The following is a 23,023-nucleotide window of genomic DNA, read 5'->3' on the forward strand; positions in this document are numbered from 1 at the left end:
CCGCGGCCAAAGCCCCCACAACCCGCTTGAAAAATGATTAAGGCTCCCTTACTGCTTGCTTTGCGTTTTGTTAAGCTTTTGAGACGCTTCTGAAATGCGCCTTGGGGAGGGCCGGGACATGCAAAGGACCCGTGTTTCAAGCACCGCCGCCAGACCCTGATTTTCGCCGCCTGCTTGCAGCCCCGCAGGGCTCTAAGCGTGTCTGGTTCAATATGGAGGAGAGACCTTGCGTTATATTCTTCTGCTCATACCGTGCATCGCCTCGGTCGTGACGCCCTTCTACAACATGACCGACCCAATGCTCTTCGGCATTCCGTTCTTCTATTGGTATCTGATGCTGCTCATCCCGGTATCGTCTCTGTTCATCTGGCTCGCAGCCAAAACCGGTGGAGATGACCTGTGAGCGGGATCAATGTCACGGCAACGGCCGTCTTCATCTTCTTCTTCGTCCTCGTCACCGTCATGGGCTTCATCGCCGCACGCTGGAAGGCGGGCGACCTCAACGAGCTGCATGAATGGGGCCTCGGCGGCCGCCGCTTCGGCTCGTGGATCACCTGGTTCCTGCTGGGCGGCGACCTCTACACAGCCTATACCGTGATCGCGGTTCCGGCCGTGGTATACGCCATCGGCGCCTACGGCTTCTTCGCCGTGCCCTACACGATCCTGATCTACCCCTTCATCTTCCTGACGATGCCCCGCCTCTGGAACGCCACGCACAAGCGCGGCTATCTGACCGGCGCCGACTTCGTCTACGGCGCCTATGGCAACAAGTGGCTGGAAGGCATGGTTGCGCTGACCGGCATCATCGCCACCATGCCCTATATCGCGCTGCAGCTCGTCGGCATGGAAAAGGTTATCCAGGCGCTCGGCTTCCCGCATGAGGGCATGACGGGCCACCTGCCGCTGACGATCGCCTTCCTCATCCTGGCCGTTTACACCTATCGCAGCGGCCTGCGCGCACCGGCCATGATCGCCTTCGTCAAGGACATCATGATCTATATCTTCGTGATTGCGGCCGTCATCATCATCCCGGCGAAGCTTGGCGGCTATGGCGCGATCTTTGACTCGGCACAGAAGGATTTCGCAGCACAGCTCGCGACCAATCCGAACGTTGCCCGAGGCGTGCTGCTGGCACCGGCACAGATCTGGCCGTTCATCACGCTGGCCATCGGTTCGGCCATGGCGCTGTTCATGTATCCGCATTCGCTGACCGGCGTGCTTTCCGCCTCCGGCCCGAAGGCGATCCGTCACAATGCGATCTCGCTGCCCGCCTATTCGCTGGTTCTGGCGCTGATCGCCATGCTCGGCTACATGGCCCATGCGGCAGGGATCAAGGTGCAGAACCCGCAGGACGCCGTCCCGCAGCTGTTCCTGGCCATGTTCCCGAGCTGGTTTGTCGGCTTCACCTTCGCGGCGATTGCCATCGGCGCGCTGGTCCCTGCAGCCGTGATGTCCATCGGTGCGGCCAACACGTTCACGCGTAACCTGTGGCGGCCCTTCGTCAATCAGAACATGTCTCCGTCGGAAGAATCGACGCTCGCCAAGCTGATGTCGCTGGTGGTCAAGATCGGCGCGCTGATCGTCATCCTCTTCCTGCCGACGCAGTTCGCCCTCGACCTGCAGCTGCTGGGCGGCGTGTGGATGATCCAGATCTTTCCGGCGATCATCTTCGGGCTCTACACCCGCTGGTACAAGGGTGGAGCGCTTCTGGCCGGCCTGATCGTCGGTCTGGCGCTCGGAACCTACCTTTCGATCGGTCCGACATCCTGGGTCCCGGTTTCCAAGGCGTTCTTCGGCATTCCGCTCTATAACGGCCTGACCGCCGTGATCGCCAACGTGATCGTTGCCACCCTGCTCTCCTTCATCCTGCCCGCCAATAAGTCGGACGAGCTGACGGAAGCGGACTTCCGCGACGCCAAGGCCTGAACAAACAGGCCTATTAAACGACAAAGGCTGCCGCAAGCGATTGCGGCAGCCTCTTTTTTGTCCGTTTGAAAGACGTTTGCGATCAGCCGAAGACGCGCTTCGGCCGGAACTCGCCCTCTTCGACGGCACCGATGGCAACAAGCTCGCCAGAGATCGACGTCGCATAGGCTTCCGGCGTCGGCAGCGGCGCATCGCGGCCCCGCAGGATCACCGGATTTCCCGAGCGCAGACGCCGGACCTGATCATCGCTCACGCGCACATGCGGCAGGTTGGTCAAAGCCTCGACCGGGGCGATGAGGAAGGCATCGAGCGCGGCCAGACGCTCGTCGGCATCCTCGATCTCTTCCAGTGCCACGAGCTTTTCCAGCGGCACCAGACGCTCTTCGCCGAACGGGGCAACCAGCGTGCGGCGAAGACCGGCAATATGGCCATAGCAGCCGAGATCGCGGCCCATGTCGCGGGCGAGCGAGCGGACATAGGTGCCCTTGCCGCACTCCACTTCGAAATGCGCCTGATCCTTTTCGGCCTTCAGCAGCGTCAGGCGATGGATCTCAACCTCGCGGGCAGGGATTTCAACGGCCTCGCCTTCGCGCGCCATGTCATAGGCCCGCTCACCGGCAATCTTGATGGCCGAGAACTGCGGCGGCACCTGCTCGATCACGCCGGTATATTTCGGCAGCAGCGCGCGGATGTCTTCTTCCGATGGACGCTTGTCGGAGGTCTGCGTCGGCTCGCCCTCCAGATCGTCCGTATTGCGCTCCTCGCCCCAGGCGACGGTGAACTCATAAATCTTGCGGCCATCCATGACGTAAGGAACGGTCTTGGTGGCATCGCCGAGCGCGATCGGCAGCATGCCCGAGGCAAGCGGATCGAGCGTGCCGGCATGGCCCGCCTTCTGCGCCTTGAAGAGCCATTTCACCTTGGAAACGGCTTCCGTGGAGCCGAAATCGAACGGCTTGTCGAGCACGAGCCAGCCCGAGACCGGGCGGCCTTTCGGTTTACGCGGTTTGGACATGTCTGCTTATTCTTCTGTTTCTTCGTCGAGATCGCGGGCAACTTCCGGCGAGCGCAGAAGCTCGTCGATCTTCTGGTAATTGTCGAAGCTCGTATCGTCGCGGAAGCGCAGTTCCGGCATGTATTTCATCTGCCGGAGCGCATTGCCCAGCCGGCCGCGAATGAACTTGGCGTTGCGGTTGAGCGCCGCGACGGTCTCGTCGTGGTCGGTCGCGCCAAGCGGCGTCACGAAGGCCGTGGCGATCTTGAGATCGGGCGACATGCGCACTTCCGAGATCGAGATCACGGTTTTCTCGATCAGCGGATCGCGGACATCGCCGCGCTGGAGCACCTGTGTAATGGCGGCGCGAACCTGCTCGCCGACACGCAGCATGCGCTGCGAGGGAGCCGATGAAGTCGGTTTTTTCATCTGTCTTTCTGTCTGTATGGTCGTGAGGCCGCTCAACGCGGCAAATTCGGGGTTCGAACCCGGGGAATTTCAAAGAGGCGCCTCAATGCCTCGTTTCGTCCCCGAGGTCAAGGGGCGGAGGGTCCTTGCGCACCGGCTCACCGCGCGCGGGCGCTTTGCGTGCGGGCTCGGTACGGGCCACCTCCGGCCGTGCAGCCGCTTTTGCCCGTCTCCATAGATCGACGATCTCCTGGCCACGAAGCTCGAATTCCTTGCGATCCTTGAACGCGCGGGCAGGAATGGAAAACAGCGCATCATCCCGGAAGAAGGTGATCGCATTCTTCTCCAGCTGAACATCGAGAAAGGCCGGCCAGCTGCAATAGCTGAAAACGCCGCCAATGCTCGTCTCCATGCCGCGCTCATAGATATCGACATCGATCATGACATTTTCAGCCAGCGAGGCAATCAGTCGCTTGCGCCGCCCGCGCCGCACGATCTCCCGCTGGATGACGGCACCGGCACCGATCGCCAGCATGACCGGCAGCATTTCAAACGCCACGACCTGGATGGTCGGCAGCGCGTTGATGCCGAAATAAGGCGCCAGCACGAATTGCCGGAAGGCCTCGATGCCGACACCGCAGACCATGCCGAAAATGACAGCGCCAATGAGATAGGGAACGGGCTTGCGCCGCGAACGCGATTGCAGGAAGAGCTTGCCCGCGCGCAGCATCAGGTCCGCATGCTCTTGCGGCATGCGTTTGAAGCTCAATTGTGTGACGCGTGCGCCAAACGGGTTCATGTCTTCCTTCCGGTCTTTCAGGGGCCGTTATAATGATCACACACGGAACTGGGCAGAGACTTGCGGCAACGCAGATGGGGAAAACGGGAAGCCTAGCGCTTCTCCCAGTTCGATGTTGCGGCATAGGTCCGAAATGCGGCTTCTCCGGCCTCGTCAATGGCCCGTTTCGGCACGATCACGGCCTGAAGGCGGTTGATCCAGAAGAAGAAATGCCGCTCCGTCTCCGTGAAACTGCCGATTTCGGACCGCACCACCCGCGAAGACAGGCCGCCCGCTGTCAATTCTATATCGTCCTCACCGAAGACGATCCGGTAGTCGCGACCCGCAAGCTTCAGCCTCCCAAGCGTCCATCGCCGCATCCACGGTATGAAGACGTATCGCCCTGCGAGCATCAGGAAAGCAAACAGCAGATTGGCGATATCGATCCATTCGAGGCTGCGTTCGCCCGACAGAACCGGCTGGAGAAACAGCGCCCCCAAACCCAGATTCGCAAGGAAAAGCGGCCAGAATGCATAGCGGTATAGCCAGCGGCTCAAACGATCGCTGGCGGCTTTCGCCATCTCATCATAGTCGGCTTGGGTCAGTGTATATAAAACGACCGGCGGCAAAGCCGCCGGTTCGAATGTTGTATCTGACATCGTCACACCTCCCGTTACGGTTCCAGGCTGACGCGGCAGGTGTCACCCGCCGATCAGAGCGTGCGGGTGATGTGCTCGACGCGGAAGCATTCGATGACGTCGCCGGCACGGATGTCTTCGTAATTCTCGAAGGCCATACCGCATTCCTGGCCCATCGGCACTTCTGCCACTTCGTCCTTGAAGCGCTTGAGCGTCTTGAGCTTGCCTTCGTGGATGACGACGTTGTCGCGCAGCAGGCGTACGCCTGCCCCACGCTCGACCTTGCCCTCGATGACACGGCAACCGGCAACCTTGCCGACCTTCGTGATGTTGAAGACTTCGAGGATTTCGGCATTGCCGAGGAAGGTCTCGCGACGTTCCGGCGACAGAAGACCGGACATGGCCGCCTTCACGTCATCCGTCAGATCGTAGATGATGTTGTAGTAGCGGATCTCGATGCCGGCCCGTTCGGCCGCATCGCGGGCCTGCGGGTTGGCGCGAACGTTGAAGCCGATGATGGCGGCGTTCGAAGCTTCAGCCAGCGAGATATCCGATTCCGTGATCGCACCGGCACCCGAATGGACGATGCGCGCACGCACTTCGTCCGTTCCAAGCTTTTCGAGCGCGCCGGCAATGGCTTCGATCGAACCCTGCACGTCGCCCTTGATGACCAGCGGGAACTCCTTGAGACCGGAGGTCTGAAGCTGGCTCATCATCTGTTCGAGAGAACCGCGCGAACCGGCATGACGTGCCACCGCCTTGTCGCGAGCAAGACGCTGGCGATATTCGGAGATTTCGCGGGCACGGCTTTCGTTCTCGACGACCGCGAAACGGTCACCGGCCTGCGGCGTGCCCTGAAGGCCGAGGATTTCCACCGGCATGGCGGGACCCGCTTCCTTCACATGTTCCCCGCGATCGTTGACGAGCGCGCGGACACGGCCCCACTGATCGCCGGCAACGATAATCTGGCCGGGCTTGAGCGTGCCCTTCTGGACGAGAACGGTCGCAACCGAACCACGGCCACGGTCGAGCTGCGCTTCGATGACGCTGCCTTCTGCGGTACGCTCCGGATCGGCCTTGAGGTCGAGGATTTCGGCCTGGAGCAGGATCGCCTCGAGCAGCTTGTCGAGGTTGAGCTTGTTCTTGGCCGAGACTTCGACGTCGAGCACTTCACCGCCGAGCGATTCGACGAAGACTTCGTGCTGCAGCAGCTGCTGGCGAACCTTTTCGGGCTTTGCCTCGTGCTTGTCGATCTTGTTGATCGCCACGATGATCGGAACGCCGGCCGCCTTGGCGTGGTTGATCGATTCGATCGTCTGCGGCATGACGCTGTCGTCAGCGGCAACCACGAGGATCGCGATATCGGTGGCCTGCGCACCGCGTGCACGCATCGCCGTGAAGGCGGCGTGGCCGGGGGTGTCGATGAAGGTGATCTTCTGGCCGTTATGCTCGACCTGATAGGCACCGATATGCTGCGTGATGCCACCGGCTTCGCCGCTGACCACGTTGGCATTGCGGATGGCGTCGAGGAGCGAAGTCTTGCCGTGGTCGACATGGCCCATGATGGTGACGACCGGCGGCCGCGGCTGCATGGCGGCTTCATTGTCCTCGACATTGAAGATGCCGGTTTCAACGTCCGATTCCGAGACGCGCTTGACGGTATGGCCGAATTCCGAGGCGATGAGTTCTGCGAGGTCGGCGTCGATGACGTCGCCCGGCTTCATCATCTGGCCTTCCTTCATCAGGTACTTGATGACGTCGACGGCGCGTTCGGACATGCGCTGCGACAGTTCCTGAATGGTGATGGTTTCCGGCAGGATGACTTCGCGCATGACCTTTTCGCGCGTTTCCTGCATCTGGCTGCGGCGGAACTTCTCCTGACGGCGGCGCATGGCGGCCATCGAGCGGCCACGCTGCGAACCATCTTCGTCGAGCGCCGTGTTCAGCGACAGCTTGCCCTGGCGGCGGCCATCGTCGGCCTTCGGACGGGCGGGAACCTTGGCGGGAGCCGGACCGGCCACCTTGCCGCGCGGCGCACCGGGGCGGGCACCACCACGGTCTTCTTCTTCGTCGTCAGCACCGCGACGGCCACGTGGTGCACCGGCTGCCGGCACGGGTGCGCGGGCGTCGGGACGCGGAGCGGTCGCATCGGGCTGCGCCGGACGGCGCACCTGGACACCACCGGCCGGCTGTGCAGCGCGCGGAGCGGCAGCAACGGGTGCCGGGGCTTCTTCAGCCTCGACGACAGGCTCCTCAACCTTGGGCTTGAGCGCTTCTTCGCGGGCACGGGCTTCGGCCTCGAGGCGCTCGCGCTCCAGACGTTCAGCCTCTTCAACCTTGCGACGGGCTTCCTGTTCGGCGCGCTGCTTGGCTTCTTCCGCATCGCGGATCTGCGCTTCGGCGAGCGCGCGGCGGCGCGCTTCCATCTCGCCGGCGGAGAGATCGTTGAGCACGGTTACGGGACGCGGGCGAGCCTGCGGCGGCGGGGCCACCGGCTGCTGGGTGCGCGTCTGCGATTCCGGCTGGCGCGGCGCGGGGGCCGGCTGCGTCTGCTGTACGGGTGTGATTACTTTTTCGTCTTCCGGGCGGTTGATGCGACGCTTGCGCGTTTCAACCACGACGGCTTTGGTGCGACCCCGACCCATGTCCTGGCGGACGGTCCCCTGCGCGAAGCCGGAGGGCTTCAGGGTCAGCGTCTTCTTGCCAGCCATGCCGGTCTTGTCGTCATTGTTATCGGTCATTCCGTTCCAGTTCCTCAGGGACCGGGTACGGAATCGTCATCACCGATCCGGTCGTTCAACGTTCAAAAATGAGATGCGCACACCGGCTTCAGCCGGGAATTTCAACACTTGTTCATCAGGGCACCTGAACCCTTCTCCCTTGTGCATTGCCGAGGCTTCGAAAGCGCTCAAGCAGTCTTGCGCGCTTCACTACACCCTCTCCGGCCTTTCCTGCAAGCACGCATGCGTGAATAAAGCCATTCTCGCCCATCAGTTTGACCATTTCTTCGGCAGAAAACGGCCGGTAGGCAGGAATTTCCTCATCCGTCTCGGCAAGCATGTGAAAGGCCTTGCGGGCCTGCCCCACCTTGCGGACGCCGTCATCGGCAGCGTCCTGGGCATGCAGCACGGCAATGGCCTTGCCGGATCGCACCGCGCTATCGACCTTGGCGAAGCCGGAAACGAACTCGCCCGCCTTGCGCGCCATGTTGATCATGCCGGCAAGATCTGCCGCAAGCAACCGGTCCACCTGGTCGGCCAGATCGTCCGGCACGGTCACCTTGTTCTTGAGCGCGCGGGCGAAGAGGTTCTTCGCCATCGCCTTTTCAAGCACAATCCGCTCGGCCTTCACCCAGCAACCGCGCCCGGGAAGCTTGCGCTTGATATCCGGCACGACGGTTCCGTCGGGGCCCGCCACGAAGCGGATCAGGTCATCGACCGATCCACTTTCTCGCGTCACGATGCATTGGCGGCCGTTCACGTCAGAAATGTCCTCATCTTCCGTCATGAACGGCCCCTGATCTCCAAGACGCCTTTAAATCAGGCGTCCTGCTCCTCGTCGCCGGCCTCAACTTCGGCCTCGGCAGCGAGATCGTCTTCCGTGATCCAGCCAGCCGCCAGGCGAGCCTGAACGATCATGGCTTCGGCTTCGGTGCGCGAGATTTCGACGTCGGAGAAGATGCCCGGGAACTTCTTCGTCTCGCCGTTCTTGCGTTCCGACCAACCGATGAGGTCGTCTGCAGCGCAGCCGGCGAAGTCTTCCATCGACTTGATGCCGTCCTTGCCGAGTGCGACCAGCATCTTGCGGGTCATGCCATCGATGGAGAGCAGTTCGTCGGAAACGCCGAGCTTCTTGCGCTCTTCGTCGAGTTCGGCATCGAGGCGATCCAGATAGTCGCGGGCGCGGTTCTGGATTTCCTGAGCCGTTTCTTCGTCGAAGCCGTCGATGGAGGCGATTTCGTCGAGATCGACATAGGCCACTTCCTCGATCTGGGCGAAGCCTTCGGAGGCGAGAACCTGACCGACCATTTCGTCGACGTCGAGGGCATCCATGAACAGCTTGGAGCGTTCGTTGAATTCCTTCTGGCGGCGCTCGGACTCTTCCTGCTCCGTCATGATGTCGATATCCCAGCCGGTCAGCTGCGAAGCCAGACGCACGTTCTGGCCGCGGCGGCCGATGGCGAGCGACAGGTGCTCGTCCGGAACCACGACTTCGATGCGCTCTGCATCTTCGTCAAGCACGACCTTGGCGACTTCCGCCGGCTGCAGCGCGTTGACGATGAAGGAGGCCGGATCCGGCGACCACGGAATGATGTCGATCTTTTCGCCCTGAAGCTCGCCGACAACGGCCTGAACGCGCGAACCGCGCATACCGACGCAGGCGCCGACCGGATCGATCGAGCTATCGTTGGAGATCACGGCGATCTTGGCGCGCGAGCCCGGGTCACGGGCCACCGACTTGATCTGGATGATGCCGTCGTAGATTTCCGGCACTTCCATGGTGAAGAGCTTGACCATGAACTGCGGATGCGTGCGCGACAGAAAGATCTGCGGACCGCGCTGTTCGCGGCGCACGTCGTAAACATAGGCGCGGACGCGGTCGCCATAGCGCATGGTTTCGCGCGGGATCATCTCGTCGCGACGGATGATGCCTTCACCACGGCCGAGATCGACGATGACGTTGCCATATTCGACGCGCTTGACCGTGCCGTTGACGATCTCGCCGATGCGATCCTTGAATTCGTCGAACTGGCGGTCACGCTCGGCTTCCCGCACCTTCTGCACGATGACCTGCTTGGCCGACTGGGCGGCGATGCGGCCGAAATCCATCGGCGGCAGCGGATCGGCAATATAGTCGCCGAGCTTGGCATCGACGTTACGATCGCGGGCAAGTTCCAGAGCGATCTGCGTCGAGTAATCCTCGACCTTCTCGACGACTTCAAGAAGACGCTGCAGGCGGATTTCGCCGGTCTTCGGGTTGATGTCGGCCTGGATGTTCGATTCCGTGCCGTAGCGGGAGCGGGCCGCCTTCTGGATCGCATCGGCCATGGCGGCCAGAACGATCTCGCGGTCGATGACCTTTTCGCGCGCAACAGCATCCGCAATCTGCAGAAGCTCAAGCCGGTTCGCACTCACTGCCATTTCATTCGTCTCCATTTGAGGACCGGGGCATTATGTTCAAGCCCGGCGGTCAATCGTCTTGGGGTTCTTCATTCTCGTTGGCGGCCTCGCGGGCGGCTGCCTTTGCATCCTTGTCGGCCTTCAGCGCATCGCGGATCAGGTCGTCGGTCAGGATCAGCCGCGCTTCGGACAGCGCCGTATAGGGGATCTCGACCGTCAGCTCCTCGCCGTAACCCGGCTGGTCGCGCTCGACGGTAAAGCCCGTCTCGCTTGCCGAAACCAGCTTGCCGCGGAAGCGCTTGCGGTTGTCGACAATCACCGAGGTCTCGCACTTCAGGAGATGGCCGATCCACTTTTCGAAATCGGACTTGCGCACCAGCGGCCGGTCGATTCCGGGCGAGGACACTTCGAGATGATACGCCTTGTCGATCGGATCTTCCACATCGAGAACCGGCGAAACGGCCATCGAGACCTGTTCGCAGTCCTCGACGGTCATCGTGCCGTCGAAGCGTTCGGCCATGATCTGCAGCGTCAGGCCGTTCTGCCCTGAGAGGCGAACGCGCACCAGATTGTAGCCCATGGACTGAAGCAGCGGCTCGATCATCTGCGCGATGCGCAGGTCAAGACCGGTTTCGGTGATCAGACGCGCTTCCGGCGCGAATTCGGTATCGGACAAGGCCGTTTTCCCAAGGGTTAAAGAATTCTTTCTCCCGCCGGCAGGTAACAAAAAAGAGCGGGACCTCGCGGACCCACTCTTCATCTACCGATCAAGAATTTGAGGCTCATATAGGCCGATTTCGGCTAAAAGGCAAGCGAATTGCGAGGGTCACACTTTTCGCGCCGCCGGACACATTCTGCCATAGGTCAGCCACGTCTTCTTGCCTATAGTCAACGACGCAAGCAGACGAGTCCCCACCGCAGCAGCAAAGCAATCCATACCCATGCCCGACAGAAAACCACTCTTCGCGCCGCTTTCCAACACGACGTTTCGCGATTTGTGGATCGCCAACAATATCTCCAACCTCGGCGGCCTGATTCAGGGCGTCGGCGCGGCCTGGATGATGACCTCGATCTCGGCGTCCGAAAACATGGTCGCGCTGGTGCAGGCCTCGACCACGCTACCGATTATGCTCTTCTCGATCCTCTCCGGTGCGCTTGCCGACAATTTCCAGCGGCGGCAAGTGATCCTCTGGGCGCAGACCTTCATGTTCATCGTGTCGGTCCTATTGGCTGCCTTCGCCTATCTCGGCTGGATCACGCCATGGACGCTGCTGGCCTTTACCTTCCTGATCGGCTGCGGTACGGCGCTCAACAATCCGGCCTGGCAGGCCTCGGTTGGCGACATGGTGCCGAGGCAGGATGTGGCCGGAGCGGTCTCGCTCAATTCAGTGGGCTTCAACATGACGCGCAGCGTCGGCCCCGCACTCGGTGGTGCCATCGTGGCCTTTGGCGGCGGAGCTGCCGCTTTTGCGGCCAATGCCGTGAGCTATCTAGCGCTGATCTATGCGCTTTTCCGCTGGAAGAATTCAGAGAAGGTACGGACTCTGCCACGCGAGGATATCGGCCCCGCGGTGGCCGCTGGCCTTCGCTATGTCGCCATGTCACCCAAACTGCTGAAGGTCTTCTTCCGCAGCTTCGTCTTCGGCCTCTCGTCCATCGCCATCCTCGCCCTCATGCCCATCGTGGCAAAAGACCTGATCCAGGGCGGCCCGTTGACCTACGGCCTGCTCCTCGGCGCTTTTGGCATCGGGGCGATCGGCGGGGCCTTTGCCAATGGCTGGCTCCGCGAGAAGCTGACGAGCGAGAACATTGTCCGCCTCTCCTTCGCCGGCTTCGCGCTTTCGGAAGCCGCCATGGGCGCGACCGGCAACGGCATCGTGTCGGGCCTTGCGGCCGTGTTGGCCGGCGGATGCTGGGTCGTTGCGCTCTCGCTCTTCAACACCATCGTGCAGCTTTCGACGCCGCGCTGGGTCGTCGGCCGCGCCGTCTCCTTCTACCAGACCGCGTCCTTCGGCGGCATGGCGGCTGGCAGCTGGCTGTGGGGTTCGGTCGCCGAAAGTTCCGATGCCGGAACAGCGCTTTCCATCGCCGCAATTGTCACCGCCGTCGGGGTCCTGATCGGCTTCTTCATGCCCATGCCGGTCTTCGAGGATCTGGACCTCGACCCTCTAGACCGCTTCCGCGAACCGGATCTCAACCTCGAAATCCTGCCCCGCAGCGGCCCCATCGCGATCAATATCGATTATGAAATCGCCGATCAGGACGTTGCCGAATTCCTCAAGCTGATGGTCGAGCGGCGACGCATCCGCATCCGCGATGGCGCGCAGGCCTGGGCGCTGATGCGCGATCTCGAAAACCCGCATATCTGGACCGAGACCTATCACACTCCGACCTGGGTGGAATACGTTCGCCACAACCACCGCCGCACCAAGGCGGATGCGATGAACTTCGACCAGATACGCGCCCTGCATCGCGGCGAAGGTCCACCCAAGGTCCACCGCATGATCGAACGGCAGGTCATCCCGCCGTCCGACGATGTCTTCCACAAGTCGCATATCGTCCCGCACTGAGCGGCAGGGGACGACTCAAGCCTTCCCGGCAATCACCACGGCCGTATCGAGCATGAAGCTGCCATCCGCCTCGAAGGCAAAGTGCTTCGCGACTTCCGCAGGCGCCTGTGCCTGAAGCGCGCGGATCGCCGCAGCATTGACCTCCGGCGTGCGGATACGCTTGATCCAGGACGAAAACTCGAGCCGGATGCGCAGGCGCTTGACCTCGCGGACCTTGAAGCCGGCCGCTGTCACCATCGCCTCCCATTCGCTGACCTTGAAATCCCGCACATGCGAGGGATCGCGCAGCAGTTCGATGGATTGCAGCCATGTGTCGATCAGCGGGTCTTCATGCGCGACAGCATCGGCAAACAGCGCGAGCGCGCCCGACTTGGCGGCACGATACATCTGCGCAAGCCCAGCCGGCACGTCGCGCCAGTGATGCGCGCTGAAGCGCGTCGCCACGACATCGAAGGAATTGTCGGGACAGGGGAGCTGTTCCGCCGCACCGTTTTTTGTCACGACACTGGCAAGCCCCCGCTTTTCAGCCTCGCCCGCCACCGTCTGCAGCATGTCGGTCGAGAGGTCGTAAGCCACGATCTTCGCGACATGCGGCGCGAGCCGGAAGGTCACATGACCACCGCCGCAGCCCATGTCGAGCGCGATGCCTTGGGGCCGCTTGCCGACGGCGCGCTCCATGATGTCGAGATCCTCGCCGGCGCTATGCACGGCGCTTTCGAGATAGGCGCGCGCCTGCTGGCCGAATTGCTCGGTGACGAAACTGGCATGGGATTTCTGGGCGTTATCGGTGCTGGCGGACATGGGTCTCTTCCTCGGTGCTTATATCCATTGACAGGAGGCAATCTGACAGCAATTTGTACTGGTACAAGATGAGCATTTATCCTGGTATAAAACCCACCATGAACGACGCATCCGCCAACAAGCGCCTCGGCGATTTCATCCGCGCCCACCGCGAGCGGCAGCCCCCGCCACCGAACGCCGCGAACCGCCGGCGTACGCCCGGCCTGCGCCGCGAAGAACTGGCCGACGCCGCCGGAATCAGCGCAACTTGGCTCACCTGGCTCGAGCAGGGCCGCGAGGTGAAGGCTTCCGTACCGGCCCTTGTCAGGCTTTCAAATGCGCTGCGTCTGACGCCCGCCGAACGCGCCTCGCTTTTCGATCTGGCCGGCAAGCGCGATCCGGATGAGACGGTTCCGGACGAGACCGATCTGCCAACGGAACTGCTCGCGCTGCCTTCCGGCTTCTCAGGCCCCGCCTATCTGCTCGATCATCTCTGGACGGCGCGCGCCTGGAACGAAGCGGCGGCCGACCTCTTTTCGGGGTGGCTCGATCCGGAAACAACCGAGCGCAACCTGCTCGCCTTCGTTTTCCTGTCGCCCGAGGCACGAACGCTCATCGGCAGCTGGCAGGACCGCGCCAGCCGACTGGCCGCGGAATTCCGCGCCGATTTCAACCGCCATCCCGACGATGACGCGATGCGTCAACTCGTAGCAGATCTCACTGCAAAGAGCCTGGAATTCGCCCGGCTCTGGAAAGCACAGACTGTGCTGGGCCGCGAAGGCGGCGAGCGGGACTTCAACCACCCGGCACGCGGCGCGCTGTCCTATCACCAGACCACGCTGCTCATCGCCGCGCGGCCTGACGTCAAACTCGTCTGCCTCACTGCTCGCTGAGCTTCATGGCGGGATCGTATTTCTTGCCCCGGACCTTCTTCACGACGGCCTGACCACACTTCATCGTGCCGGTCGCGGCATCGAAGGCATAGGTCGGCGAGCCTTCGAGAGACCAACCCTTGTTCAGCGCCGCCGTGACCTTGTGGCAGAACGTGGCGTCATCGGGGCCGGTGAGAAAACGATAGAGCTTCATGGGGTTTCCTTTTCTTCAGAGCAATGCCAGCAAAAGTGCGTCGCGGTTTTGCGTCCGGAATTGCGTAAAACAAACAGTCTAGGATGACACGCGCGCGAGAAGTTTCCGCGCCTCTTCGAGATGCAGCCTTTCGACCATCTCGCCGTCGATATTGATCGCGCCCTGTCCTTGAGCCTCAGGCGCATCAAAGGCCGCAACGATCTTCCGCGCCGCCGCAATCTCCTCCTCCGACGGGCCGAAGCGGCGGTTGGCCGGTTCGATCTGCGCCGGATGGATCAGCATCTTGCCGTCAAAGCCCATGGCACGCCCCTCCGCACACTCCGCGTCGAAAGCGGAAAGATCGCGGAAATCATTGGAAACGGCATCGATCGGCGAAACGCCGTAGGCACGCGCAGCCAGCACGACCTGCATCAGCCACGGCACCAGAACGCGGCGATCCGGCCCGCGCGGGACCTTCGTTTCCTTGCGCAGATCGTTGAGGCCGACAATCAGCGCTGCAAGGCGTGGCGCATGGGCCTCTGCAATCGCGGCAGCGTTCAACACACCCTTCGGCGTCTCGATCATCGCCATCAGCCGCGTTCCATTGACCCCGGCCTTGTCCAGCCGGGCCGCAACTTCGGAAAGGTCGGCAGCGCTCTCCACCTTGGGGACCAGCACCGCATCCGGCCGGCATTGCGCAACGGCCTCAAGATCGGCCTCGCCCCAGGGCGAGGTCAGCGCGTTGATGCGAATGATATGCTCGACGCCCGCCTTGGCCCCTGCGGCAAAATGGCCGATCAGAGCTTCTCGAGCGGCCGCTTTCATATCAGGCGCAACGGCATCCTCGAGATCGTAGATTGTTGCATCGCACTCCAGAATCGCAAGCTTTGCCAGAGCCTTGGCATTGGAGGCGGGCAGGCAGAGCATGGAGCGGCGAAAGCGAGCGTCAGTCATGGTGCAATATTTGGCGCGGATCGCTTGGCCTCGCAAGAGCAATATCTTGAAGACCTGCCCTTGTGTGGACGCATTTGCCCTCCCAAATGTGGTTCAAGCTGAAAGGAAAATTCCAAATGATCATGCTCAGGACCGTTGTTTTCACCGTCATCGGGCTTGCCGTCGCGCTGCTTGCGACGCTGTTCACCGCGTCCCTCGTCGTCGCCTTCGCCGGCATTGCGACCGTGCTTCTCGCCGGCCGCGCGCTGACGATGAAGATGCAGGCGAAAGCCCAGCCGGCCTACGTCTATGCAGACCGCCGCAATGCCAATGCGCGCCAGCCGGTCCGCATCTGGAACGACGGCCGCGGCACGATCATCGACATGTAAGGAACGCAGCGGGCCGGAAACGGCCCGCAAGATTCCCCTTCATTTCGGACGCCGTTTGTTTTAAAGGCAGGTCAGTTTTACGTTTCTGACACGATTGAAGGCGAGACCATGGACAAGTTTGTCAAGCTCACCGGCGTTGCAGCGCCCTATCCGGTCGTCAATATCGACACGGACATGATCATCCCCAAGGACTATCTGAAGACGATCAAGCGCACCGGTCTCGGTGCCGGCCTGTTCGCCGAAGCCCGCTTCAAGGAAGACGGTTCGGAAAACCCCGATTTCGTCCTCAACAAGCCCGCTTACCGCAATGCCTCGATCCTCGTCGCCGGCGACAATTTCGGCTGCGGCTCCTCGCGCGAACATGCGCCGTGGGCGCTTCTCGACTTCGGCATCCGCTGCGTGATCTCCACCAGCTTCGCCGACATCTTCTACAACAACTGTTTCAAGAACGGCATCCTGCCGATCACCGTAACGCCGGAAGAGCTGGAAAAGCTGCTGGATGACGCATCGCGCGGCTCCAACGCCGTGTTGACCGTCGACCTCGAAGCCCAGGAAATCACCGGCCCGGATGGCGGCAAGATCTCCTTCTCCATCGACGAGTTCAAGCGCCACTGCCTGCTGAACGGCCTCGACGATATCGGCCTGACGCTGGAAAAGGCTTCCGCCATCGACGCTTACGAAAAGAAGACGGCCAACGAGCGCCCCTGGGCCTGACGCGTGGCTTGATCGTGCTTCATGAGCCCGGCGAGGTGTGAAGCCTCGGCCGGGCCTTTTTTTATACGCAAACGCCGGACCGGATCATGCATATCGGGATCGTCATCGATGCAACTCTGCCGCCCCGTCTTTATGGCGGGACCGAGCGGGTCGTGATCTGGCTTGGCAGGGCGCTGATCGAACTCGGCCACAAGGTGACCTATTTCGCGCGTCCAGGCTCTCGTGTCGAGTTCGCGGCATGCGAGCCTCTGTCAGGACCGATTTCAGCCGCCACCGCGAAACAGCTGGGCATCGATCTTTTCCATGTCCACGCGGGCGCCTTTCCGGACGAAAGCGGAGTGCCGTTCTGCACCACGATGCACGGCAACGCGCACGATCCGCGTCAACTCCACCCCAACACCATCTTCGTTTCGCAGGATCACGCGCACCGGCATCACGGCACCGCCTTTGTGCACAACGGCATGGATGAGCGCGATTATCCCGCACCCGACCTCGAAGCGCGCGGCGGTCATTTCACCTTTCTCGCCAAGGCGGCCTGGAAGGTGAAGAACCTGAGCGGCGCCCTCGCCGTCGCCCGCAAGGCCGGCGCGCCGATCGACATTCTCGGCGGCCACCGGGTCAATCTCAAAATGGGCTTTCGCATCACGCTAGACCCGAATGCACGCTTTCACGGCATGGTCGACGACAAGGCGAAATCCCGGCATCTCAAGCCTTCGCGCGGACTGATCTTCCCGGTTCTGTGGCACGAACCCTTTGGGGTTGCCGTGGCCGAAGCCATGTATTTCGGCGTCCCGGTCTTCGCCACGCCCTACGGCTCGCTGAACGAACTGGTGACGCCCGAGACCGGGCATCTCTCGGCCAGCGCCTCGGAGCTGGCGGAGGCGGCCCGTGATGAAACACGCTATGACCGGCGCGCCATACACGCCTATTGGCGCGAAAATTTATCCGCTCGCCAAATGGCTCTGAAATATCTGGATTATTACCAGCGCATTCTCGACGGCGAGATGCTGCATCCCGGCCCGATCAACGCGCCATCGACCCGCTCGCACGACCTTATGCCCTGGCTGCCCTGATCCGCGCGGCAATGCCTCTGCCCGCCGCACGGCCGGTGGCGAAACAGGCCGTGAGCAGATAGCCGCCCGTCGGCGCTTCCCAATCGATCATCTCGCCAGCGACGAAAACGCCTGGCAGCGCCTTCAGCATATAGGCCTCGTCAATGGCGGCCCAGCGGATGCCGCCCGCCGATGAAATCGCTTCGGCAATCGGCCGCGACCGCACAAGGGGAATTGGAAGCGCCTTTATAAAGCCGGCTATCTTTTCCGGCGAACCAGCAGAAATATCCGGCACCAGCTCCCGCAACAGGGCGGCCTTGACCCCCTCGATGCCTGCGGCCTTGCGCAGGCGGTTGGAGAAACTGACCTTGGCCGGCAACCGAGAAAGATCGCCGGCTATGCGCGTCACGCTCCGCCCGGGCGCCAGATCGAGCAGAAACTCAGTCCGCCCATCATGCTCCAGCGCATCGCGAAGCGCGGCCGAATGCGCATAGACAAGACTGCCTTCAATTCCGTGGCGGCTGATGACGAATTCACCCTGAACAGTCCCCGCCGGAGATGTCCCGGCGACCGATTTCAGCGGCGCGCCCGCGAAACGGCCCCGGAAGCTCTCGCTCCAGGCAACATCGAAACCGCAATTGGCAGGCTTCAGCGGCGATATCTCGACGCCCTCCGCCTCCAGAATCCCAGCCCAGGCTCCGTCCGAACCCATTCGCGGCCAGCTTGCGCCGCCGAGCGCCAGAAGGCAGGCATCGAAGGAAACAATTTTGTCACCCGAAGAGCTCTCAAAGCAGAGCGCCCCGTTTGAAAAGCCGGTCCAGCGATGACGCGCATGAAATTGAACCCCAAGCTCCGAAAGCCGCCCGAGCCAGGCCCGCATCAGCGGCGAAGCCTTCATCGCCCTGGGAAACACGCGCCCCGACGACCCCGTGAAACAATCCGCGCCCAGCCCATCCGCCCAGCCGATCACATCCTGCGGCGAGAACACATCCAAGGTCGCACGAAGACGCGGTGCAGCCGCCCCGTAGCGCGACACGAATGTCTCATACGCCTCGCCATGCGTGAGATTCAATCCGGTTTTTCCGGCCAGCAGCATCTTGCGGCCGAAGGACGGCATAGCGTCGAAGACATGAACGTCATGCCCTTCGGTGGCCAGAATTTCCGCCGCGGCAAGACCCGCAGGTCCGCCGCCGACAATCGCGATGCCGACCTTCATGGGCGTTTTCTCGTCGGCACCCCTCATCGGCCCGCCGCAAGGCGGCTTCCCAGCGCGAAGGGCGCAGTCAGCGTCCGGCCGACCGCATCGAAAACGAAGACGCCTGCCTGGCTGAGCCGCAGGACGTCGCCGCCCTTGTCGCCCTGCTTCTTCATTTCCGGATAGATCGCCGCAAGGGCTGCAAAACCGTTATGCTTGAACGTGTCGTCGGTCTCAACGCCGGAAATGTCGATGAACTGGATGTTCGCCTCCTTGGCCCCCGCCTGCACACGCGGATCGCTGATATCGAGCTGGCCGATACGCATCTGATCCAGCGAGATGAAGCTTGAGACCGAAAGCGCGATATCGTCTTTGGACACGAGAATAGTCATCGGCTTTTTCATCCGCCCGATCTTCTGCATCTGCGCCAGAAAAACGATGCCGTCGATATCGGGCGCGGCGAGCACGACCTTCAACCGGTCGAGAACCGCCTGTTGCCCAGTCAGCTTCAGCTGACGCAACGCCTCGCTCGTCAGCCAGCCGCCCATACTGTGGCCGATCACGGTAATCTCACCCGTCGGCCGCGCCTGAACGGCCATGGTCAGAAGATCGGTCAACTGGTCGCGCGACGCCGTCGCGGTCGCCTTGTCGGCGAGATAGCCTGAAATGCTGCCCGCAGATGGCCAGGCGAAGAGCACGGAGACATCGTTGTCTTCCGGATCGTCCGCGTCGGCTGTCAACTGCGCCTGACGGAAGACTGCTTCGGGAAGATTCGTGTTGAAACCATGAACGAAAATGCTGAGTTCGCCATGCTTGCCCTTGGTCCGCGCCGTGATGCGCTTCAGGAAGGTCGCGCGGTCAAGCACCTCTTCGCCCACAACGGTGAAGGCCGTGCGCGGATCGGGGCGATCGGTCGGATATTCGATCAGCCCTGGCTTGTGCGTCGGCGGGATGGAGACACGATATTCGGCGAAATTCAGCGTCTCGGAGGGGACATCATTGTAGCGGTTCGCTCCGGGGCTGATGCGCTGGCGGGATGTCGCGAGATAGAGCGTCACAATCTTTGCGCCGGCGATATTGGCCGCCGCGCGCGCGTCCAGCGTTTCCGGCCCGGGCCGACTGGCGCAGGCCGCCAGCAGCAGGGCCGAGAACAGAGCGAATGCGATCGCGGCCATCCGCGCGGACAATGCATCGCTTATGCTGGCGCTCAAAAATCGCATCTTCGCCCGCGAATCTGGTTCAACAGAAAGGTCATACGAAATCGCGCAGGACGAGGGAAGCAGGGCGGCCTGACAGATCGCAATTCTGTCATGGTCGTGGCGCGGGCGCCGCAGGACAAAAGCCTGTCAGCAGTGCCGTTCTCAACAGTCGTTTTCGCCGATCCGCGATGGACGTTTCTCGCCGCCCGCGCTATGCCATGGACCCATGAAAAAAGGTGATCATCTCTTCCTCGTCGACGGCTCCGGCTTCATCTTCCGCGCCTTCCACGCCATCCCGCCACTCAACCGCAAGTCCGACGGCTTGCCGGTCAATGCCGTCTCGGGCTTCTGCAACATGCTGTGGAAGCTGCTGAACGACGCGCGCGACACCTCGGTCGGCGTGACGCCCACACATTTCGCGGTGATCTTCGATTATTCGTCGAAGACCTTCCGCAACGAGCTTTATGACAAGTACAAGGCCCACCGTCCGCCGCCGCCAGCCGATCTCATCCCGCAATTCGGGCTGATCCGCGAGGCGACCAAAGCCTTCAACCTGCCCTGCATCGAGAAGGAAGGCTACGAGGCCGACGACCTGATCGCCACCTATGCGCGGCAGGCCGAAGCGATCGGCGCGGATGTGACGATCATCTCCTCCGACAAGGACCTGATGCAGCTCGTCACCGCCAATGTCCACATGTACGACGCCATGAAGGACAAGCAGATTTCGATCCCTGAAGTGATCGAGAAATGGGGCGTGCCGCCGGAAAAGATGATCGACATGCAGGCCATGACCGGTGACTCCACCGACAATGTGCCCGGCATTCCCGGCATCGGTCCGAAGACGGCGGCGCAGCTGCTCGAAGAGTTCGGCGATCTCGATACGCTGCTCGCCCGCGCGGACGAGATCAAGCAGGTCAAGCGCCGCGAGACGATCATCGCCAATCGCGAACTGGCGCTCATCTCGCGCCAGCTCGTGACGCTGAAGACCGATACGCCGGTGGACGTTCCTCTGGAAAAGATGGAGCTTCACCCGCAGGACGGTCCGCGCCTGATCGGCTTCCTGAAGGCGATGGAATTCACCACGCTCACCCGCCGCGTCGCCGAAAAGACCGGGACGGAAGCAGGCGAAATCGAGCCGGCAAACGTTCCCGTCCAATGGGGCGAAGCGGCCCACGGTCCCGATCTCGATCCGGGCGAGGCCGGCGCTGCTGGCACGGTCGCCGCCGCCGCGAAGCCGGCAGCCTCCGCACCCGCCTCGACAAAGGCTGCTTCCGTCGAAGCCCCCGCCGATGGCTTCAAGCCCGCCGATCTCGCTGCCGCCCGCGCTTCCGCCTTCGCCGGCAAGCCCATCGACACGACCGGCTACGTCGCCATCCGCGATGTCGAGACGCTGAAGCAGTGGATCGCCGAAGCCTATGAGACCGGAATCGTCGGCTTCGACACCGAAACCACCTCGCTCGACCCGATGCTGGCGGAACTTGTCGGCTTCTCGCTGGCGATTGCCGATAACGCCAAGTCGCCGGATGGCGCGGATATCCGCGCCGCCTATGTGCCGCTCGGCCACAAGGACGGCGTTGGCGATCTCTTAGGGGGAGGCGGTCTCATAGCAGGCCAGATTCCGATCCGTACCGCCCTCGACCTCATCAAGCCGCTGATGCAGGACCCGGCGGTGCTGAAGGTCGCGCAGAACATGAAATATGACTGGCTGGTGATGAAGCGCCACGGCGTTACCATCGACGGTTTCGACGACACGATGCTGATGTCCTATGTGCTCGATGCCGGCAAGGGCAATCACGGCATGGACACGCTGTCGGAACGCTGGCTCGGCCACAAGCCGATCGCCTACAAGGACGTGACCGGCACCGGCAAGGCCTCGGTGACCTTCGACATGGTGGCCATCGACAAGGCGACCGCCTACGCAGCCGAAGACGCCGACGTGACGCTGCGCCTCTGGATGGTGCTGAAACCCCGCCTCGCGGCCGAAGGCGTGATGAGCGTCTACGAGCGGCTGGAACGTCCGCTGGTTCCGGTTCTCGCACTCATGGAAGAGCGCGGAATTTCGGTCGACCGCCGGATCCTCTCCCGCCTTTCAGGCGAACTGGCACAGGGCGCGGCGGCACTTGAGGAATCCATCCAGTCGCTCGCCGGCGAGCCCTTTAATCCGGGCTCGCCCAAGCAGCTCGGCGATATCCTCTTCGGCAAGATGGGGCTTCCCGGCGGCTCGAAGACGAAGACCGGCCAATGGTCGACCTCGGCCCAGGTTCTCGAAGACCTCGCCGCCGAAGGCCACGAACTGCCCCGCCGCATCGTCGACTGGCGCCAGCTCACCAAGCTGAAATCGACCTATACCGACGCACTGCCCGGCTATATCCATCCGGACACGAAGCGCGTCCACACATCCTATGCGCTGGCCGCCACGACAACAGGCCGCCTCTCCTCCTCCGAGCCGAACCTGCAGAACATCCCGGTCCGCACGGCGGAAGGCCGCAAGATCCGCACCGCCTTCATCGCCTCGCCCGGCAATGTTCTGGTTTCGGCCGACTATAGTCAGATCGAGCTGCGCGTTCTCGCCCATGTCGCCGAGATCCCGCAGCTGCGCCGCGCCTTTGAGGATGGCGTCGACATTCACGCCATGACCGCATCCGAAATGTTCGGCGTGCCCGTCGAAGGCATGCCATCGGAAGTGCGCCGCCGCGCCAAGGCGATCAATTTCGGCATCATCTACGGCATCTCCGCCTTCGGCCTCGCCAATCAGCTCAGCATCGCGCGCGGCGAGGCCGGCGATTACATCAAGAAATATTTCGAACGCTTCCCCGGCATCAAGGACTACATGGAAAGCACCAAGGCCTTTGCGCGGGAGCACGGCTATGTCGAAACCATCTTCGGCCGCCGCGCCTGGTATCCGGAAATCCGCTCGTCCAACCCGTCGCTGAAGGCCTTCAACGAACGCGCCGCAATTAACGCGCCAATCCAGGGCTCAGCCGCCGACATCATCCGCCGCGCCATGGTGCGCATGGACGGCGTGCTGGAAGAGGCGAAGCTCTCGGCCCGTATGCTGCTTCAGGTCCACGACGAACTGATCTTCGAAGTCCCGGAAGCCGAAGCCGACAAGACGATTGCCGTCGTCACCAAGGCCATGGAGGGCGCTGCCTTCCCCGCCATCAACATGAGGGTGCCGCTGAAGGTCGACGCCCGCGCCGCACAGAACTGGGACGAGGCGCACTAGCGCCTCCGCCCCCCTTAAGTGCGGAATACTTGACAA

The 23,023-nt window shown here is 62.3% G+C and carries 21 protein-coding genes; 8 read left to right on the top strand and 13 right to left on the bottom strand.

The window, feature by feature from the left end; genetic code table 11:
* Nucleotides 1-226: 226 nt before the first annotated feature.
* Both LQK83_RS10835 and mctP read left to right on the top strand, forming a co-directional pair.
* A complete protein-coding gene (locus tag LQK83_RS10835; protein WP_230837424.1) occupies nucleotides 227-403 on the top strand; it encodes a DUF3311 domain-containing protein in 177 nt (58 codons plus the stop codon).
* Nucleotides 400-1,926: a monocarboxylate uptake permease MctP gene (mctP, locus tag LQK83_RS10840; protein WP_230837425.1), complete on the top strand. Its 1,527-nt coding sequence runs from the start codon at nucleotides 400-402 to the stop codon at nucleotides 1,924-1,926. Before LQK83_RS10835 ends, mctP begins: the two co-directional genes overlap by 4 nt.
* An 82-nt stretch (nucleotides 1,927-2,008) precedes the next feature.
* Here the strand turns inward: mctP and truB are convergent, their stop codons facing one another.
* The 8 genes from truB to rimP form a co-directional block, all read right to left on the bottom strand.
* A complete protein-coding gene (gene truB, locus LQK83_RS10845) occupies nucleotides 2,009-2,941 on the bottom strand; it encodes a tRNA pseudouridine(55) synthase TruB (RefSeq protein ID WP_230837426.1) in 933 nt (310 codons plus the stop codon).
* Between the two features lie 6 nt (nucleotides 2,942-2,947).
* Nucleotides 2,948-3,349: a 30S ribosome-binding factor RbfA gene (gene rbfA / locus LQK83_RS10850; protein ID WP_230837427.1), complete on the bottom strand. Its 402-nt coding sequence runs from the start codon at nucleotides 3,347-3,349 to the stop codon at nucleotides 2,948-2,950.
* Nucleotides 3,350-3,431: 82 nt separating this feature from the next.
* A complete protein-coding gene (locus LQK83_RS10855) occupies nucleotides 3,432-4,127 on the bottom strand; it encodes a hypothetical protein (protein WP_230837428.1) in 696 nt (231 codons plus the stop codon).
* A gap of 92 nt (nucleotides 4,128-4,219) precedes the next feature.
* Nucleotides 4,220-4,765 carry a YcxB family protein gene (locus LQK83_RS10860; RefSeq protein WP_230837429.1) on the bottom strand — a complete coding sequence of 182 codons (546 nt, stop codon included), beginning with the start codon at nucleotides 4,763-4,765 and terminating at the stop codon, nucleotides 4,220-4,222.
* A 53-nt stretch (nucleotides 4,766-4,818) separates the two neighbouring features.
* Nucleotides 4,819-7,485: a translation initiation factor IF-2 gene (infB, locus tag LQK83_RS10865; RefSeq protein WP_230837430.1), complete on the bottom strand. Its 2,667-nt coding sequence runs from the start codon at nucleotides 7,483-7,485 to the stop codon at nucleotides 4,819-4,821.
* A gap of 115 nt (nucleotides 7,486-7,600) precedes the next feature.
* Complete coding sequence (locus tag LQK83_RS10870) at nucleotides 7,601-8,251, bottom strand: RNA-binding protein (protein ID WP_230837431.1); 651 nt, start codon at nucleotides 8,249-8,251, stop codon at nucleotides 7,601-7,603.
* A gap of 32 nt (nucleotides 8,252-8,283) precedes the next feature.
* A complete protein-coding gene (gene nusA, locus LQK83_RS10875) occupies nucleotides 8,284-9,885 on the bottom strand; it encodes a transcription termination factor NusA (RefSeq protein WP_230837432.1) in 1,602 nt (533 codons plus the stop codon).
* A gap of 49 nt (nucleotides 9,886-9,934) precedes the next feature.
* Entirely contained in the window at nucleotides 9,935-10,540 is a 606-nt protein-coding gene (gene rimP, locus LQK83_RS10880) for a ribosome maturation factor RimP (protein ID WP_230837433.1), read from the bottom strand.
* Between the two features lie 265 nt (nucleotides 10,541-10,805).
* Here rimP and LQK83_RS10885 point away from each other — a divergent pair, with 265 nt between their 5' ends.
* A complete protein-coding gene (locus tag LQK83_RS10885; protein ID WP_230837434.1) occupies nucleotides 10,806-12,434 on the top strand; it encodes an MFS transporter in 1,629 nt (542 codons plus the stop codon).
* A 15-nt stretch (nucleotides 12,435-12,449) separates the two neighbouring features.
* Here LQK83_RS10885 and LQK83_RS10890 read toward each other — a convergent pair whose 3' ends face one another.
* Complete coding sequence (locus LQK83_RS10890; protein WP_230837435.1) at nucleotides 12,450-13,235, bottom strand: class I SAM-dependent methyltransferase; 786 nt, start codon at nucleotides 13,233-13,235, stop codon at nucleotides 12,450-12,452.
* A gap of 98 nt (nucleotides 13,236-13,333) precedes the next feature.
* On the opposite strand from LQK83_RS10890, the gene LQK83_RS10895 reads away from it, so the two are divergent.
* Entirely contained in the window at nucleotides 13,334-14,107 is a 774-nt protein-coding gene (locus LQK83_RS10895) for a helix-turn-helix transcriptional regulator (protein ID WP_230837436.1), read from the top strand.
* Here LQK83_RS10895 and LQK83_RS10900 read toward each other — a convergent pair.
* Together LQK83_RS10900 and LQK83_RS10905 are read right to left on the bottom strand one after the other, a co-directional pair.
* A complete protein-coding gene (locus tag LQK83_RS10900) occupies nucleotides 14,094-14,300 on the bottom strand; it encodes a DUF1737 domain-containing protein (protein WP_230837437.1) in 207 nt (68 codons plus the stop codon). The genes LQK83_RS10895 and LQK83_RS10900 overlap by 14 nt on opposite strands.
* 78 nt (nucleotides 14,301-14,378) lie before the next feature.
* Nucleotides 14,379-15,233 (bottom strand): HpcH/HpaI aldolase/citrate lyase family protein, encoded by an 855-nt coding sequence (locus tag LQK83_RS10905; protein WP_230837438.1) that lies wholly within the window; start codon nucleotides 15,231-15,233, stop codon nucleotides 14,379-14,381.
* 116 nt (nucleotides 15,234-15,349) lie between these two features.
* Here LQK83_RS10905 and LQK83_RS10910 point away from each other — a divergent pair, with 116 nt between their 5' ends.
* The 3 genes from LQK83_RS10910 to LQK83_RS10920 all read left to right on the top strand — a co-directional run bounded on the left by LQK83_RS10910 (nucleotide 15,350) and on the right by LQK83_RS10920 (nucleotide 17,388).
* A complete protein-coding gene (locus tag LQK83_RS10910; RefSeq protein WP_230837439.1) occupies nucleotides 15,350-15,601 on the top strand; it encodes a hypothetical protein in 252 nt (83 codons plus the stop codon).
* A 108-nt stretch (nucleotides 15,602-15,709) separates the two neighbouring features.
* Nucleotides 15,710-16,315 (top strand): 3-isopropylmalate dehydratase small subunit, encoded by a 606-nt coding sequence (gene leuD, locus LQK83_RS10915; RefSeq protein WP_230837440.1) that lies wholly within the window; start codon nucleotides 15,710-15,712, stop codon nucleotides 16,313-16,315.
* Nucleotides 16,316-16,401: 86 nt separating this feature from the next.
* The gene (locus LQK83_RS10920; protein WP_230837441.1) at nucleotides 16,402-17,388 is read left to right on the top strand and encodes a glycosyltransferase; all 987 of its coding nucleotides are present in this window, start codon (nucleotides 16,402-16,404) and stop codon (nucleotides 17,386-17,388) included.
* Here LQK83_RS10920 and LQK83_RS10925 read toward each other — a convergent pair.
* Together LQK83_RS10925 and LQK83_RS10930 are read right to left on the bottom strand one after the other, a co-directional pair.
* Entirely contained in the window at nucleotides 17,369-18,583 is a 1,215-nt protein-coding gene (locus LQK83_RS10925; protein WP_230837442.1) for a TIGR03862 family flavoprotein, read from the bottom strand. The genes LQK83_RS10920 and LQK83_RS10925 overlap by 20 nt on opposite strands.
* Before the next feature lie 23 nt (nucleotides 18,584-18,606).
* On the bottom strand, nucleotides 18,607-19,737 hold the full coding sequence (locus tag LQK83_RS10930; RefSeq protein WP_230837443.1) for an alpha/beta hydrolase: 1,131 nt from the start codon (nucleotides 19,735-19,737) through the stop codon (nucleotides 18,607-18,609).
* A gap of 250 nt (nucleotides 19,738-19,987) precedes the next feature.
* On the opposite strand from LQK83_RS10930, the gene polA reads away from it, so the two are divergent.
* Nucleotides 19,988-22,987 (top strand): DNA polymerase I, encoded by a 3,000-nt coding sequence (gene polA, locus LQK83_RS10935; RefSeq protein WP_230837444.1) that lies wholly within the window; start codon nucleotides 19,988-19,990, stop codon nucleotides 22,985-22,987.
* Nucleotides 22,988-23,023: the final 36 nt, after the last annotated feature.

The sequence above is a fragment of the Rhizobium sp. C1 genome (assembly GCF_021026335.1).
Classification (GTDB): Bacteria; Pseudomonadota; Alphaproteobacteria; order Rhizobiales; family Rhizobiaceae; genus Ensifer_A.

Excerpts from the sequence above, each read along its gene's own strand:
- LQK83_RS10900 (WP_230837437.1), bottom strand. The coding sequence starts at position 14,300 with ATGAAGCTCTATCGTTTTCTCACCGGCCCCGATGACGCCACGTTCTGC.
- infB (WP_230837430.1), bottom strand. The coding sequence starts at position 7,485 with ATGACCGATAACAATGACGACAAGACCGGCATGGCTGGCAAGAAGACG.
- LQK83_RS10905 (WP_230837438.1), bottom strand. The coding sequence starts at position 15,233 with ATGACTGACGCTCGCTTTCGCCGCTCCATGCTCTGCCTGCCCGCCTCC.
- LQK83_RS10870 (WP_230837431.1), bottom strand. The coding sequence starts at position 8,251 with ATGACGGAAGATGAGGACATTTCTGACGTGAACGGCCGCCAATGCATC.
- LQK83_RS10860 (WP_230837429.1), bottom strand. The coding sequence starts at position 4,765 with ATGTCAGATACAACATTCGAACCGGCGGCTTTGCCGCCGGTCGTTTTA.
- LQK83_RS10895 (WP_230837436.1), top strand. The coding sequence starts at position 13,334 with ATGAACGACGCATCCGCCAACAAGCGCCTCGGCGATTTCATCCGCGCC.
- LQK83_RS10885 (WP_230837434.1), top strand. The coding sequence starts at position 10,806 with ATGCCCGACAGAAAACCACTCTTCGCGCCGCTTTCCAACACGACGTTT.
- LQK83_RS10855 (WP_230837428.1), bottom strand. The coding sequence starts at position 4,127 with ATGAACCCGTTTGGCGCACGCGTCACACAATTGAGCTTCAAACGCATG.
- rbfA (WP_230837427.1), bottom strand. The coding sequence starts at position 3,349 with ATGAAAAAACCGACTTCATCGGCTCCCTCGCAGCGCATGCTGCGTGTC.
- polA (WP_230837444.1), top strand. The coding sequence starts at position 19,988 with ATGAAAAAAGGTGATCATCTCTTCCTCGTCGACGGCTCCGGCTTCATC.
- LQK83_RS10925 (WP_230837442.1), bottom strand. The coding sequence starts at position 18,583 with ATGAAGGTCGGCATCGCGATTGTCGGCGGCGGACCTGCGGGTCTTGCC.
- LQK83_RS10930 (WP_230837443.1), bottom strand. The coding sequence starts at position 19,737 with ATGGCCGCGATCGCATTCGCTCTGTTCTCGGCCCTGCTGCTGGCGGCC.
- nusA (WP_230837432.1), bottom strand. The coding sequence starts at position 9,885 with ATGGCAGTGAGTGCGAACCGGCTTGAGCTTCTGCAGATTGCGGATGCT.
- leuD (WP_230837440.1), top strand. The coding sequence starts at position 15,710 with ATGGACAAGTTTGTCAAGCTCACCGGCGTTGCAGCGCCCTATCCGGTC.
- truB (WP_230837426.1), bottom strand. The coding sequence starts at position 2,941 with ATGTCCAAACCGCGTAAACCGAAAGGCCGCCCGGTCTCGGGCTGGCTC.
- LQK83_RS10890 (WP_230837435.1), bottom strand. The coding sequence starts at position 13,235 with ATGTCCGCCAGCACCGATAACGCCCAGAAATCCCATGCCAGTTTCGTC.
- LQK83_RS10920 (WP_230837441.1), top strand. The coding sequence starts at position 16,402 with ATGCATATCGGGATCGTCATCGATGCAACTCTGCCGCCCCGTCTTTAT.
- LQK83_RS10910 (WP_230837439.1), top strand. The coding sequence starts at position 15,350 with ATGATCATGCTCAGGACCGTTGTTTTCACCGTCATCGGGCTTGCCGTC.